The sequence below is a fragment of the Longimicrobium sp. genome (assembly GCF_035474595.1).
GTDB lineage: Bacteria > Gemmatimonadota > Gemmatimonadetes > Longimicrobiales > Longimicrobiaceae > Longimicrobium.
Window position 1 is genome coordinate 53,068 of record NZ_DATIND010000047.1, and the last position, 14,897, is coordinate 67,964.

General features: G+C 73.0%; 11 protein-coding genes. 10 read left to right on the top strand and 1 reads right to left on the bottom strand.

Annotated features, from left to right (window positions below; all coding sequences use genetic code 11):
* The first annotated feature begins 27 nt into the window (after positions 1–27).
* The 10 genes from VLK66_RS09315 (at position 28) to VLK66_RS09360 (ending at position 14,274) form a co-directional block, all read left to right on the top strand.
* On the top strand, positions 28–1,197 hold the full coding sequence (locus VLK66_RS09315) for a DUF4956 domain-containing protein (RefSeq protein ID WP_325309125.1): 1,170 nt from the start codon (positions 28–30) through the stop codon (positions 1,195–1,197).
* Between the two features lie 179 nt (positions 1,198–1,376).
* A complete protein-coding gene (locus tag VLK66_RS09320; RefSeq protein ID WP_325309126.1) occupies positions 1,377–2,729 on the top strand; it encodes a metallophosphoesterase in 1,353 nt (450 codons plus the stop codon).
* Positions 2,726–5,287: a hypothetical protein gene (locus VLK66_RS09325; protein ID WP_325309127.1), complete on the top strand. Its 2,562-nt coding sequence runs from the start codon at positions 2,726–2,728 to the stop codon at positions 5,285–5,287. The genes VLK66_RS09320 and VLK66_RS09325 overlap by 4 nt, the downstream gene beginning before the upstream one ends.
* Positions 5,288–5,301: 14 nt before the next feature.
* Positions 5,302–8,532, top strand: a complete 3,231-nt coding sequence (ppk1, locus tag VLK66_RS09330) for a polyphosphate kinase 1 (protein WP_325309128.1) — start codon at positions 5,302–5,304, stop codon at positions 8,530–8,532.
* Between the two features lie 101 nt (positions 8,533–8,633).
* A complete protein-coding gene (locus tag VLK66_RS09335) occupies positions 8,634–9,545 on the top strand; it encodes a hypothetical protein (RefSeq protein ID WP_325309129.1) in 912 nt (303 codons plus the stop codon).
* A 264-nt stretch (positions 9,546–9,809) separates the two neighbouring features.
* Positions 9,810–10,148, top strand: a complete 339-nt coding sequence (locus tag VLK66_RS09340; protein WP_325309130.1) for a hypothetical protein — start codon at positions 9,810–9,812, stop codon at positions 10,146–10,148.
* Between the two features lie 567 nt (positions 10,149–10,715).
* Entirely contained in the window at positions 10,716–12,191 is a 1,476-nt protein-coding gene (locus VLK66_RS09345) for an Ig-like domain-containing protein (RefSeq protein WP_325309131.1), read from the top strand.
* A 50-nt stretch (positions 12,192–12,241) separates the two neighbouring features.
* The gene (locus VLK66_RS09350) at positions 12,242–12,670 is read left to right on the top strand and encodes a plastocyanin/azurin family copper-binding protein (protein WP_325309132.1); all 429 of its coding nucleotides are present in this window, start codon (positions 12,242–12,244) and stop codon (positions 12,668–12,670) included.
* Between the two features lie 111 nt (positions 12,671–12,781).
* Positions 12,782–13,885 carry a cupredoxin family copper-binding protein gene (locus tag VLK66_RS09355; RefSeq protein ID WP_325309133.1) on the top strand — a complete coding sequence of 368 codons (1,104 nt, stop codon included), beginning with the start codon at positions 12,782–12,784 and terminating at the stop codon, positions 13,883–13,885.
* On the top strand, positions 13,882–14,274 hold the full coding sequence (locus VLK66_RS09360; RefSeq protein WP_325309134.1) for a plastocyanin/azurin family copper-binding protein: 393 nt from the start codon (positions 13,882–13,884) through the stop codon (positions 14,272–14,274). The genes VLK66_RS09355 and VLK66_RS09360 overlap by 4 nt, the downstream gene beginning before the upstream one ends.
* A 76-nt stretch (positions 14,275–14,350) precedes the next feature.
* Here VLK66_RS09360 and VLK66_RS09365 read toward each other — a convergent pair whose 3' ends face one another.
* Positions 14,351–14,521 carry a hypothetical protein gene (locus tag VLK66_RS09365; protein ID WP_325309135.1) on the bottom strand — a complete coding sequence of 57 codons (171 nt, stop codon included), beginning with the start codon at positions 14,519–14,521 and terminating at the stop codon, positions 14,351–14,353.
* Positions 14,522–14,897: the final 376 nt, after the last annotated feature.

A 14,897-nucleotide genomic window follows, 5' to 3' on the forward strand; every position in this document is an offset into this window, starting at 1 on the left:
CGAAATCTCCTTCCAGAAGAACCCGGGATGGCCAGGGACAACCACGAGGGGGCCGAGCCGGTGATTCCGCCCGGCGAGTCCGAAACGCTGCTCGCCCCCGCGGCCGGCGGCCCGTACGCCGCGCCGCAGCCGGGGGGCGCCATCCGCATGCCGCCGCGCGGAAAGGGCCCCAGGCGCACGGTGCTGGAGCGCATCTTCGAGGCGCGCAGCCGCCCGTACCTGCGGCTGGCCGTGTACTACGTCCTGCTGATCGCGATCATGGCGTCGCTCGTGTACTTCGTGCCCGCCATCCGCGACGCGCTGGTGGCGCCCACGCTGCTGCCGCCGCGCGAGGGCGGGCTGATGACCGCCGGCCCCATCACCGCCGAGCTGGGGCGCAAGCTGTCGCTGGACGAGGCGCTGCACCGCATCCTCACCACACTGCTGGTGATCGCCGGGGCGCTGCTGCTGGTGGTGCCGGTGGCCTGGGTGTACATGCTGACCAAGCGCTTCCGCTACGACCCGGCGCTGGTGGCCTCGGTCATCATCCTGCCCATCGTGGTGGCCGGCACCTCGATGGTGGTGAAGAACTCGCTGGCGCTGGCCTTCTCGCTGGCCGGGATCGTGGCCGCGGTGCGCTTCCGCAACACGCTGAAGGACCCGCGCGACGCCGTCTACATCTTCCTGGTCATCGCCATCGGCCTGTCGGCGGGGGTGCAGGCGCTGGACGTGGCGCTGGCCATCTCCATCGCCTTCAACTTCGTGGTGCTGACCGTCTGGAAGTTCAACGTGGGCTCCATCTACAGCGGCAGCTTCGGGCGCACGGGGGTGCTGTCGGTGGGCGACCCCGCGCTGCTGGTGGCCGAGGAGCCGTCGCAGCAGCGGGCGGTGCGGCGGCGCATGCTGGCCGCCGACGGCGACATGCGCACCGACGGCGTGCTGCTGGTGCACAGCTCCGAGCCCGACACCGCGCGCAACACCGTGCAGGAGGCGCTGGCCGACCTGGCGCGCGACTGGCGCCTGGTGGATGTGGTGCCGCGCGGCACCGTGCACACGCTGGAATACCTCGTGCGCATGAAGAAGGGGATCACCCCGCCGGACCTGGTGGGCGCGCTGGACGAGCGCTGGAGCGTGCAGGTGGAGGCCGCCGAGTTCTTTCCCATGCGTACCCGCCAGCGCAAGCGCACCAAGAACAGCGGCAAGCGCGGCAAGGACTGATGGGGAGATGGAGGAGGCCGCGCGCCGCCGCGTGAATCCGTGGCGGCACGCGACTCTCGTGTGAACGGATGGCGCGAGGACGCGGGGACGCGGGATGCGCCGCCATCGGCGGGGTCCGGCGATGGCGGCGGGTGCGTCCGCGAGTCCGGGCCGATACGGTCGGAAGAACGACAACGGGGATGGAGATGAGGGAGGCGAGACGTGCGCTGGCCGCCGCGTTCCTGTGCGCGGCGGTGCTGATGATGGCCGGGTGCTTCCGCTACGTGAAGGGGCTCGGGCGGCTGATCCCCAACGTGGCCGAGACCGACACGGTGGAGCTGCGCCTGGTGCTGGTGGGCGACGCGGGGCTTCCCGCGCCCGGCGGCGAGCCGGTGATGAAGGCGCTGCGCACCGAGCTGTCGTACGACCCCAAGCACTCGTTCGTGGTGTTCCTGGGCGACAACGTGTATCCGCGCGGGATGGTGCTGGACAGCACCGCCGCCGAGCGGCGCGAGAACGAGCGCATCATCAACGACCAGCTGGCGCCGCTGATCTCGCAGGGCGTGCACGGGATCATGATCCCCGGCAACCACGACTGGGCCACCGGCACCGCCGGCGGGCTGGAGGCGGTGCGCACGCAGGCGCGCTACGTGAACGCGCACGGCCGCGGGCTGGTGCAGTTCCTTCCCGCCGACGGCTGCCCCGGCCCCGTTTCGCTGGACTTCGGCAACTACCTGCGCCTCATCATCCTCGACACCCAGTGGTGGCTGCAGGAGGGCTTTCCGCGCCCGTTCGGCGCCACCAGCGAGTGCCGGGCCAGGACCGAGGAGGAGATCGTGGACTCGCTGCGCGCCGACCTGGGCTCGGCGGGGCAGCGGCGCACCGTGGTCGTCAGCCATCATCCCCTGGTCTCCGGCGGGCAGCACGGCGGCTACTTCGACTGGCCCACCTACCTCTTCCCCTTCCACCCGTGGGCGCGGCAGGCGGGCGCCTTCGCGCGGCAGGACGTGAGCGGGCGCGAGTACCGCACCATGATCACCGCGCTCTCGCGCGCCTACCAGCCCAACGCGCCGCTGGTGCACGCGGCCGGGCACGAGCACAACCTGCAGCTGCTGCGCGGCGTGGGGGCCAAGTACCAGGTGGTGAGCGGCGCGGGGATCTACAACCACACCACGCAGACGCGCGCCATTTCCGGGACCCTGTACGCGCGGCGGGTGAGCGGGTGGGTGACGATGGCCTTCCTGCGCGACGGCCGGGTGCGCATGGCGTACCGCATCGTGAACCCCGACGGCACCTTCCGCGAGGACTACTCGATGTGGCTGGACGTGCCGCCGCTGGTGCCCGAGTCGCAGGGCGCGCCCACCACGCCGCACGCGGCCGAGAACTCCGGGCCCACCACGCCCACGCCGGCGGGGCAGGTGCCGCGCCCCGCGCCGGTGGCGCCGGCCGCGCCGCCGCCGGCCCCGGTGGCCCCGTCGTCGCCCACGCCCGTCACCACGCCTCCACCCCGGCCGGCGCCCCCACCGCCGCCCCCCGCGGGAGCCCGTCCGTGATTCATCGCTCCACCGCGTACGCCGTTCTCGCCGCCGCGTGGCTCGCCGGGCCCGCGGCGCTCGCTTCGCAGCGCTCTTCCGACACCGTCGTGGCCGCGGGGCCGCGCTACCGGGCCGGCGGGGTGCACCGCTGGCTGCTGGGCTCCACCTGGCGCGACCTGTGGACCGCGCCCGCCACCATCCCCGTGCTGGACCTGGGGACGTACGCGGGCGGGCTGACGCCCACCGAGACGGGGGGCGGGCTGCAGACGCACTCGCTGCGCTTCCGCGCGGACAACGGGCGCGAGTACGCCTTCCGCTCGGCCGACAAGGACCAGACGCAGTCGCTCCACCCCGATCTCCGCGGGCGGACGCTGACCGCGTGGGTGGTGCAGGACCAGGTCTCGTCCCTCGTCCCCGCCGCCGGCGTGGCCGCGCACCGGGTGGAGGCGGCGGCCGGGGTGCCGCACACCACCGAGGAATTGTTCGTGATGCCCGACGACCCGCGCCTGGGCGAGTTCCGCCGGCAGTTCGCGGGGATGGTGGGCACCATGGAGGAGCGGCCGGCCGCCGGGCGCACGGGGGTGCACGCGCTGGCCGGCGCGGACCGGATCGTGGAGACGGAGGAGTTCCTGGACTCGCTGCAGAGCGGGCACGGCGAGCGCCTGGACGACCGCGGCTACCTGGCCGTCCGCCTGGTCGACATCCTGCTGGGCGACTGGGACCGGCACGGCGGGCAGTACCTGTGGGCGCGCTTTCCGCAGGCCGGCGGGGGGCATCTCTGGCGCGTGCTGCCGCGCGACCGCGACTACGCCTTCGTGGACTACGACGGGCTGGGGCCGCGCATCGCCCACGGCTTCATCCCCAACGTCATCCACTACCGCGGCACCATCGACCTGCGCCCCTTGCTGCTGAACGCGTCGCAGCTGGACCACCGGCTGCTGGGCGCCATCCCCCGCACCGCGTGGGACTCGGTGACGGCGGCGGTGCGCGCGGAGCTGACCGACGCCGAGATCGACGCGGCGGTGGGCGCCCTGCCCGCGGCCTGGCGCCAGCGTGAGGGCGCGCGGCTGTCGCGCACGCTGAAGGAGCGGCGCGACGACCTGCCGCGCGTATCCGCCAGCTTCTACCACATCATCGCCCGCGAGCCCGAGGCGCACGCGACGGATCTGGCCGACGCGGCGGTCGTCGAGCGGCAGCCGGACGGGAACGTGTGGGTCACCCTCACCCCGGCGGGCGGCGGTGAGCCCATCTACCGGCGCTGGTTCAACTGGTGGGACACGCGCGAGGTCCGCGTCTACCTGCACGGCGGCGGCGACGTCGCCCGGGTGACGGGGACGGGGCCCGAGCAGGTGATCGTGCGGGTGATCGGCGGCGGGGGCGACGACGACCTGCGCGATGAGGGGCGCGCGGGGCACCGCACCGCCTTCTACGACTCGGAGGGCGACAACCGCTACACGCGGCGCGACCACACCAAGGTCGACGAGAGTCCGTGGGAGCCGAAGCTGTGGGTGCCGGGCGGCGGCTCGCTTCCGCCGCGCGAGTGGGGGACCTCGGGGGGGCTGCTGACGCCGGCGTTCGGGTGGCGCCCGGCGTCGGTGGGGCCGTACGTGGGGATCGGGCCGTCGTGGACGCGCTACGGCTTCCGCCGCCAGCCGTACGCCACCAAGCAGCAGGTGCGCTTCATGTGGGCGGTGCAGCACGCCCGCTTCGGCGCCGAGTACCTGGGCGACTTCCGCTACGTGGGCCGGCCTGAGGACATGACGCTGGTGCTGGCGCGCGTCTCGGAGATGGAGGCCAGCCGCTTCCACGGCTTCGGCAACGACACCGGCGGCGAGGGCGAGACCAGCTCGCACTTCCGCGTCTTCGAGCACCAGCTGATGGGGAACGCGGCGTACTGGCGCGGCGTCGGGCGGCGCGCGTGGGTGGTGGGCGAGATCACCGGCCGCTTCACCGACCCCGAGCCCCGGGCGGGAACGCCGGCCGGCGACCTGCACCCGCGCGGGTCCGACGACTTCGCCATCGTGGGCGGACGGCTCGGCCTGGTGCTCGACCGGGCCGACACCACCGCGTATCCGCGCCGCGGGTGGAAGCTGGAGACGTGGGGGACGGGGTTCCCCATCGCCTTCCACGACGCCACGGCCTTCGGGCGGGCGCGGGCGGTGGGGATCACCTACCTCTCCGCGAGGGAGCTCGGGCCCACGCTGGCGCTGCGCGCGGGCGGCGAGCGGGTGTGGGGGGGATTCCCCTTCCAGTACGCGGCCTTCCTGGGCGGCGGGGGGACCATCCGCGGCTACCAGTCCGAGCGCTACCAGGGCGACGCCTCGGCCTTCGGCACGGCCGAGCTGCGGCAGGTGGTCACCCGCGCCAACCTCCTGGTCGCGCGCGGCGAGCTGGGGGTGCTGGCGCTGGCCGACGCGGGGCGGGTGTGGTACGGCGGCGCGTCGCCCGGCGACTGGCACACCGCGTACGGCGGCGGGCTCTTCTTCGCCTTCATGGACCGGCGCCGCGCCGTCACCGTGACGTACGCCCACGGCGAGCGCAACACGGTGTACGCCGGCTTCGGGCTCCCGTTCTGACGCGGCGCCAGGAGATGGCGAGCGCCCCGCGCCGTTTCACCGGCCCTTCCCCGCGGCCGCGCTTCCCCGCCGGATGGGCCCGCGGCGGCGAGCTGGTCGTCCGCTTCGCCGCGCCCGGCCGCGACGCGCTGGACCGCATCGCCGGGGGCCCGCTCCCGGCGGGGATCGCGGCGGAATCCCCATCCACCGAGCTGTTCCGCGACGTCTACTACGACACGCCGGAGCTGGACCTGCGCCGCCGCGGGGCCACCGCCGGCGTGCGCTTTCACCCCTCGGGCGAGCTGACGCTGGCGGTGGAGGTGCGCGGATCGGAGGACGCGCTCCCCCGGAGCGCCGCCGAGAGCGCGCCCGCCGCGGACGCCGCGGCGCTCTTCGCGGCCGAGAGCGAGCCCGCCCGCCTGCTCCGCGCGCTGATCGACCCCGCGCACCTGGACCCCTGGCTGGAGGTGGAGACGCGCCGCCGCGTCCGCCTGGCCGCCGCTCCCTCCGCGGAGGGGGACGAGGGGCTGGAGATGGAGATCGCCTGCGACGAGCGGACGGTGCGCGACCGCGACGTCACCGCCGAGCTGTTCGAGGTGGAGGTCCGGCTGGCGGAGGACACCGCCGAGGGGCGCGCCGCCGCCCGCGCGCTGGAGACGGAGTTCGGCCTCACCCTGCTCACGGGCGACCCGCTCCGCCGCTGGTCCCGCAGCCTGGAGGAGACCGAGGTCGACTGGCTGGAAGAGGCCGTCCGCTCCTCGCGCCGCGTGGCCGTGCTGGCCTACCAGGGCGGCCGGGTGGCGCTGCTGAACCGCGACGGCTCGCTGCAGGTGCCGGCCGGGCCGGGAACCGGGCTGCAGGCCGCGCGCCGCGTGCTGGACGAGGTGCTGAACGCCAGCGGCCGCCTGCGCCTGGCGGGCACCGGCCCCGGCTCCGCGCGCCACCCGGCGACGGAGGTCTGGCTCGCGGAAGAGCTGGCGTACGCGCCGGGAACGGAGGGGATGGTGCACGTGGCGGTCGACGAGCTGATCGAGGCCGCCGGCTCGCCCGCGGTGCGCGACCCGGCCACCCTCTCGGCGCTGCACGTGCTGGCGCGCTCGGGCGTGGCCGCGCACCCCGTCTCGGGCGACTGGGCGGCGGAGACGGACGCGCTGGACCCGCTCCACGCCGCCCCGCCGTACGCGCCGCCGCCGGGCGCCTTCGACGAGAGCAGCCTTCCGCCGGGCACGCTGCTGAACCCCGAGCTCAGCGTGCTGGCCTTCAACCGCCGCGTGCTGGAGCTGGCGGGCGACCGCGCGGTGCCGCTGCTGGAGCGGGTGCGCTTCCTCTCCATCTTCGGCGGCAACCTGGACGAGTTCTTCCGCGTGCGCGTGGCCGGGTACAAGCGGCAGGTGGCGCAGGGGTCCGAGAAGCCGGGGATGGACGGCGTTCCCCCGCGCGCGCAGCTCGACGCCATCGGCACCCGCGCGCGGCGGCTGGCCGACTCGGCGTACCGCCTGCTCTTCGACACGCTGATGCCGGAGCTGCGCGAGCGCGGGATCGACGTGGTGCGGCGCAGCGGCCTGGACCGCGACGAGCGGGCGTGGCTGCGCGACTACTACGACGCCGAGGTCCACCCGCTGCTCACGCCGCTGGCCGCCGGGCCGGGGCACCCGTTCCCGCACATTCGCAACCAGCGTCCGGCGCTGGTCGCCATCCTCCGCGAGCCGCTGACGGGCGGGGAACGGCTGGGCGTGGTCGAGCTGCCGGACGGCCTCCCGCGCTTCGTCTCCCCCGGCGGCGGGCGGTACGTGCCGCTGGAGACGGTCATCATCGAGAACCTCCACCGCCTGTATCCGGGGATGGAGGTGGACAGCGCCTCCACCTTCCGCGTCACCCGCAGCGCCGAGCTGCAGCTGGAGCCGGGGCGCCTGGCCGACCTGCTGCAGGCGGTGGAGGAAGAGGTGCGCCGCCGCCGCTTCCGCCCCGTGGTCCGCGTGGAGGTGGAGGATTCCATCCCGGGCCGCCTGCGCGAAACGCTGCTGCGCGAGCTGCGGCACGAGGCGCCCGACCGCGCCTGGCCGCTGGGCGACGAGGACGTGTACGAGGTGGAGGGGTTGATTGACCTGCGCGGCCTGCGCGAGCTGGCGTCGCTGGAGATCGCGGACGCGCACTGGCCGCCCGAGGAAACGCACGAGCGGCTGGACCCCGGCGTCCCCATCGCCGACGTGCTGCGCGAGCGCGAGGTGCTGGTGGAGTTCCCGCGCGACTCGTTCGAGGCCACCGTCGAGCGCTTCGTGCTGGAGGCGGCGGAGGACCCGGACGTCGTCGCGATCAAGCTGGCCCTCTACCGCACCAACCGGAAGTCGCGGATCGTGGAGGCGCTGCGCCGCGCCAGCTCGCGCGGCAAGCAGGTGGTGGCGCTGGTGGAGCTGACCGCGCGCTTCGACGAGGAGCGCAACATCGAGTGGGCGCGCTACCTTCGCTCCTCCGGCATCCACGTGGTCTACGGCCTCCCCGGGCTGAAGGTGCACGCCAAGGTGGCGCTCGTCGTGCGCCGCGAATCGGGCGGGGTGCGGCGCTACGCGTACGTGGGGACGGGGAACCTGAACGCCACCACGGCCGCCGCGTACACCGACCTGGGCCTGCTGACGGCGGACCCCGGGATCACGGAAGAGATCTCCGAGCTCTTCAACATGCTCACCGGCGCCGGGGGCGAGCCGCACCACCGCCTTCTCCTCGTCGCCCCACGGACGATGCGCACGCGGTTCGTGGAGATGATCGACCGCGAGACCGAGCACGCGCGCGCCGGCCGCGGCGGCCACGTCATCGCCAAGGTGAACGGGCTGGCGGACCTGGAGCTGATCGCCGCGCTCTACCGCGCGTCGCGCGCCGGGGTGCGCGTCGACCTGATCGTGCGCGGGCTGTGCGCGCTGCGCCCCGGCGTGGCGGAGGTGTCGGAGACCATCCGCGTGGTCAGCATCCTGGGCCGCTACCTGGAGCACGCGCGCATCTTCCGCTTCGCCAACGGCGGCGATCCGGAGTACTACATCGGGTCGGCGGACTGGCGCACGCGCAACCTGAGCCGGCGCGTGGAGGTGGCCGCTCCGGTCCGCGCCCCCGCGCACCGCGCGCGGCTGGACGAGATCCTGCGCGCGCAGCTGGAGCACCCGCGCGCCTGGGAGCTGGGCGCCGACGGCACGTACTACCAGCGCCCGGCCATGGCCCCCCGCCAGGCGCGGGTGCCGCCGCCCGACCCCGATCGCCGCGCGATCATCACGGGATAAACCGATGGGCACAACGAGGGAGATGGAGATCACGGGGGAAGATTCGTCCTCCCGTGTTCTCGATCCTTCCTCGCTGAGAGCCTGAAAGAAGGGTAGGGGAGATGGAGATTCCAATCGGCCGCCGGCCCGCGCTCGCCCTCGTGGCCGCCGTTCTGGCGGGATGCGCCCGCGGCGACGCGGGGGAGGCGAAGGCGCCGGAGGTGGCCTGCGCGGTGGTGGAGAAGGGGATCACCCTGCCCGAGGAGCTGCGCGAGAGCAGCGGCATCGTGGCCAGCCGCAGGCACGCGGGGGTGTACTGGTCGCACAACGACTCCGGGCGCCACCCCGACCTCTTTGCCGTGGGGCTGGACGGCCAGCTGCTGGGGAAGATGACGGTCACCGGGGCGCAGAACAACGACTGGGAGGACATCGCCCTGGGCCCGTGCCCCGGGGGCGGCGGCGACTGCCTGTACCTGGCCGACACGGGGAACAACGGCAAGAAGCGCAGGCACGTCACCCTCTGGGTCTTTCCCGAGCCCGTGCCCGGCGACGGGGCCACGGCGCCCGCGCGCGAGTTCAAGGCGCGCTTCCCGGGCGATCCCACCGACATCGAGGCCCTCGCGGTGCTTCCCGACGGGCGCGTGCTGCTGGTCAGCAAGGGGAACAACGACGTGGTGGAGCTCATCCGCTGGCCCACGCCGCTGCAGGCCGGGATCGAGCCCACGCTGGAGCCGCTGCGCCAGCTCGCCCCCGAGCCCACCGAGCTGGGCGACCGCGTGACCGGTGCCAGCGCCTCGCCCGACGGGCGGTTCGTGGCGGTGCGGACGTACGCCGCGCTGGCCATCTACCGCACGGCCGGCCTGCTGGGCACCGGCACCCCCATCGCGCAGCTGGACCTGGATCCGCTGGCCGAGACGCAGGGCGAGGCGGTGTCGCTGGCCAACGATGGCTCGGTGGTGCTCACCAGCGAGGGCCCCGGCAGCAAGCACCTGCCCGGCACCATCTCCCGCCTCCGCTGCGCGCTACCGCGGTAGCGTGCCAGCGGTGGCGGCTTCCACACGGGGGATTGGCCAGGCGGCCGGTCCCCCGTAGCCTTTCCAGATCCGGAAATAGTTCGTGCTTCCGCGCCGCACCCGCCTGACGTCATCCTGAGGCCGGTCACACCGTAATCCGTGTCTGCACAGTAGGATGCAGGCCGAAGGATCCATAGCCGCGGCAGCACGTGACTCAACGGGATGCACGGATTCTTCTTCGGGATTCCGTATTCCCATCTCCCACGCACCGCAAGGGAGGGAACGATGAGGGACGAGGTGATCGCGATGCTCCAGCGGCTCCCCGCCAACGTGACGATCGAGGAGATCGAGTACCACGTGTCGGTGATGGCCGGGTTCGAGCGCGGAGTGCGCGACGTCGAAGCCGGGCGTGTTTTCACGCAGGAAGAAGTGGAGGAGCATATCCTCAAGAACCAGGTGATGGACATGCTACGGCGCCTTCCCGATTACGCGAGCCTCGAGGACATCGGGGATCACGTGTCCTTCATGGCCGATCTTCAGGAGGGAGTCCGTGCCGCTGACGAAGGCGACGTCATCTCGCACGAGGAGATGAAGGCCCGCCTCCGCGAAGAAGGCTACCTCTGACTCGGCGGCTCTCGCCTCCGCGATCTCGAGATCCGCTAAGCATTGGATCACACAGAGGAGCAGAGAAACAGAGATCCCCTCTCTGCTCCTCTGCTCCTCTGCTCCTCGGCATATCCTTCCTGATATCCGCTCACGGGTTCACGCGATCCGGTATCGGCGCATCTCGTCCGCGTTACGCGCTGCCGCGGCTATAGATCCTTCGGCCTGCAACCTACCGTGCAGCCGCTGATGACAGTGTGGTCGGCCTCAGGATGACGTCAGGCGGGGCGGCGCGGAAGTACAGACTCATTTTCCGGATCTGATATTCCCCGCGCCCTGCATCCGCCGTGTCCCCGCCCGGAACAGGGTGTAGCGGGGCGGGACAGGTCCGGAGGTTATTTCGGAACATACGATTCTAGCAGTCTCCTCCCAAGTCCCCCTGCTGCATCGAGTTGAGCTTCTTCGGCCGCACCCCGTGGGTGCGGTCCCGGTCGTGCTTTCTCCCGTGCCGCGAACCACCCGCGAGCCGGACCCGCGCCGCCCACCCGGGCGCGGCCTCCCGGCTCGCTCGCGACTCCCGGAGGAAAGATGCGGTACCCGCAGTACCTGGCAGCAGCGCCGCTGGCCTTCCTGGCGGCGTGCGGCGGCGGCGGCGCGGCCACCACCACCGCCCCCGAGCCCCCCGCCAGCACCTTCGCCTCGCTCGCGCTGACCCCCACCAGCGGCACCGTGGAAGTGGGGCGCACCTTCGTGCTCACCCCGCAGGCGCGCGACGGCATCGGCAACGAGATGGCCGGCGCCCCGGCGCCCGCGTACACCAGCAGCGACCCGGCCAGGGCAACGGTGGCCGCCGACGGCGTGGTGACGGGGGTGGCGGCGGGGACGGTCACCATCACCGCCGTGCTGGCGTGGGGCGGCGTGACGGACACCGCCACGGCCACGCTCACCGTCACCCCGCCCGCCGCGCCGCCCACCACCTTCACCCTGCTGGCGCTCACGCCCGACGCAGGAACGGTCGCGGCGGGGGCCACGCTGCAGCTGCAGGCCACGCCGAAGGACCAGGCGGGGACGGCGCTGACCGGACTTCCCGGCGCGTCGTTCTCCACCAGCGACGCCACGAAGGCCACGGTGAGCGCGTCGGGCGTGGTCACCGGCGTGTCGGCGGGAACGGCGACGATCTCGGCGTGGCTCACCTGGGGCGGCGTCACCCGCACGGCCACGGCGCTGGTCACGGTCACCCAGGTCGTTCCCACGGCGGCGGCGGTCACGGGGAGCAAGGCGGGCTTCTCCCCGGCGTCCGTGGCCGTCGCCGCCTCGGGAACGGTCACGTGGACGATGACCGACGAGGAACACGACGTCATCTGGGACGGCGCGGCGCCCGCGGGGGGAAACATCCCCCGCATCACCAAGGGCAGCTCGGCGAGCCGCACCTTCGCGGCGGCGGGGACGTACGCGTACCACTGCACGCGCCACGGCGAGACCGGCTCGGTGGTGGTGAAGACCGCGCAGACGGGCGCGCCCGTGCTCACCTCGCTCTCCGTATCCCCCTCGTCGGGCGGCGTCCAGGTGGGCGGCACGCTGCAGCTCACCGCCACGCCGCGCGACCAGAACGGCGCGGCGATGTCCGGGCTCCCCGCGGCGTCGTTCTCCACCAGCAATCCCGCGGTCGCCACGGTCAGCGCGGCGGGCGTGGTGACGGGCGTGGCCGCGGGAACGGCGACCATCACCGCCACCGTCACCTCGGGCGGCGTGGCGAAGACGGGGAGCGCCGCCATCACCGTCACCACCACCGCGCCGCCGCCGAGCACCTCCACGGCAACGGTGACCACGCCCACGATCGCCTTCTCCCCGCCGCTCGTGACCATCCAGGCGGGCGGGAGCGTGACGTGGCGGATCTCCGGGGCCACGCACAACGTGACCTTCGCCGGCCCCGGCCCCACCGGCGGCAACGTGCCCGACACCTCGCCGGGCGGCAGCGCGACCCGGACGTTCCCCACGGCGGGGACCTACGACTACCAGTGCACCCGGCACAACGGCATGACCGGCCGCGTGGTGGTGCAGTGAGCACCGCCGTTCCCATCCCCAACGAACAACCACCCAGAAGGACGAGCGAGATGATGAACCTGAAGATCGGATCGATGCTGATGGCCGGCGCGCTGAGCCTGGCCGCCCTGGCCCCGCGCCACGAGGCCCGTGCCGCCGCGCCGCCGGTGACGCACGAGGTGCGGATGGTGATGGAGGGAACCACCGCGCGCTTCGAGCCCGCGTCGCTGACCATCCACGCGGGCGACCGGGTGCGCTTCACCAACGCCTCGGGGGGGCCGCACAACGTGTCGTTCGACCCGGCCAGGATCCCCGCCGACGCGCAGCGCGCGCTGGCCGCGAGCATGGCGGACCAGATCCAGCCGCTGTGGGGGCCGCTGATGACCGAGTCCGGCGGGAGCTACACCATCTCCTTCGCCGGGGTGAAGCCGGGGCGCTACGAGTTCTTCTGCATGCCGCACATGGCGATGGGGATGAAGGGCGCCATCACCGTGCAGTAAGCCCGCGCGGGGCGGGGAGACGCACGGATCCGCATCTCCCCGCCCCGCCTCCGGCCGGTCCCGAATCCCGTGCAGTCCATCTCCATCTCACCCCGCGAGGAGCCGAAACCCGTGACGAGCACCCGCTGTCTCCGCGCCGCCCGCGCCCTGTGCATGGCGGCGGCCGCCGTCTGCGCGAGCGCCGCCGGTGGCCGCGCGCAGTCGCTGCTGGACCGCCCGCCCAACCTGTCCGGCGGGTGGGTGGGCAGCGGCGGCCAGCTGTACTTCAACTTCCTGCACCGCTTCACCACCAGCGGCGCGCCCGAGCGCAAGGTGAGCAACGTTCCCACCTTCACGGTGGCCGTGGGCCTCCCGTACCGCACGCTGGTGGGGATGGAGTACGCGACCAACTCCAACCTGGCGCCGCGCTACCCCAACGAGTGGGAGTTCTTCGCCCGCCACGCGCTGTTCCAGCAGGACCGCGGCGCGCCCTTCGACCTGGGCGGCGAGGTGGCGTACAACCTGGCAGCCAAGGGGGTGGACGGGGAGCTCACCGTCGCCCGCCGTCAGGGTCCGCTGCGCTTGATCGCCGCCGGGCGCGTGCTCTCCGACCCGTTCCACGCGGGGGAGCGGCGCTTCGCGGTGGCCGGCGGGGGAACGCTGCGCATCTCGCGCTACTTCGCGCTGGCGGGCGACGTGGCGTCGCTGGTGGACCGGAGCGATGCCGAGAAGGTGGCGTGGAGCGCGGGCGTGCACCTGGCCATTCCCGGCACGCCGCACACCCTTTCCATCCACACCGCCAACACCAACGCGTACACGCTGCAGGGGCTGTCGCGCGGCGAGAGCACGCGGCGCTACGGCTTCGAGTTCACCATCCCCCTCACGCTGAACCGCTGGTTCGGCCGCGCGGCGCACGAGGCCGCCGCGCCGCCGTCCGCGCCCGCCGCGCCGCCGCAGCCGGACGCCGCCGCGGTGCCGTCCAACGGCAGGGTGGTGAAGGCGGGGATGCGGAACCTGGCGTTCGTGCCGGGGCGGATCGAGATCGAGGCGGGGACCACGGTGGAGTGGACGAACAACGACCCGCTGCAGCACAGCGTCACGGCCGACAACGGGTCGTTCGACTCGGGGCTGATCGGGAGCGGCAACACCTGGCGGCACACCTTCACTTCGCCGGGGACCTACGCCTTCCACTGCACTCCGCACCCCTTCATGAAGGGAACGGTGGTGGTCAAATGAATCTGAGAGCGACCTATTCCTTCGCCTGCTCGGCCTTCGCCGCGCTGGTCACGGCGGCCGGGCTGGCGGGGTGCTTCAGCGAGCACGTGAGCGTGACCGCACCCACCGGGCAGGGGCTGTGCACCGGCACGCAGCCCGCCAACGTGGTGCGCATCGTGGACTTCTCCTTCTCGCCCGCGCAGGTGAGCGTGGCGCGCGGCGGCAAGGTCACGTTCGTGAACTGCAGCGCCTCGGCCACCCAGCACACCAGCACGGCCGACGCGGGCGCGTGGGACAGCGGCCTGCTGCAGCAGTACGCCACCTTCGAGCGCACCTTCGACGCCGCGGGCACGTTCGGCTTCCACTGCGACCCGCACCCGTTCATGCAGGGGACGGTGACGGTGCAGTAGAACCACGACGGGATGGAAGATGCGGCGCGGGGCGCCCGGCCGGATTCCGGCCGCGGCGCCCCGCTGCATTTCCCGCTTACGGCGTGGTCATCGGCGGTGTCGGCGGGATGAACCCCGTCGAGTCCCGCGCGGGCGGCGCGACGATGGTGGTCGCCGCGGTGGGAGAGCCGCCGTTGCACGCCGCCGCGCTCGCCAGCAGGCTCACGCCCGCCGCCACGAAGATCAAGGGTCGCCTGATGATGCTCATCTCGCCGCCTCCTGTGCGCTGAAGGTGGCCCGCGTGAGATTGCATCTAGCGTGCCTGCAATGACTTAGATGGGAGATGCGGAACGGATGTGCGCCGGGCGGAGAGGAGGGATGGCGGTGCACGGTGGAGGCATCTTGCCCGCTTGGCGGCCCCCTCCCCCCGGCCCCCTCCGCCCGCTCCGCGGGGGAGGGGAAGAACTCATCGCGGGGTTTCTTTCACCGCGCGTAACCCTGATGACGTCATCCTGAGTCGAACACCGCGCTGCGCGCGACCACGGCGGATGAAAGGAGATTGGTCGTGAGCGCTGATGCCACAGAATGAGCGGATCAGCCTCGCGCAGTTTGCGAGGCTTCCCGTAGTTGTTGCTGCGACTTCA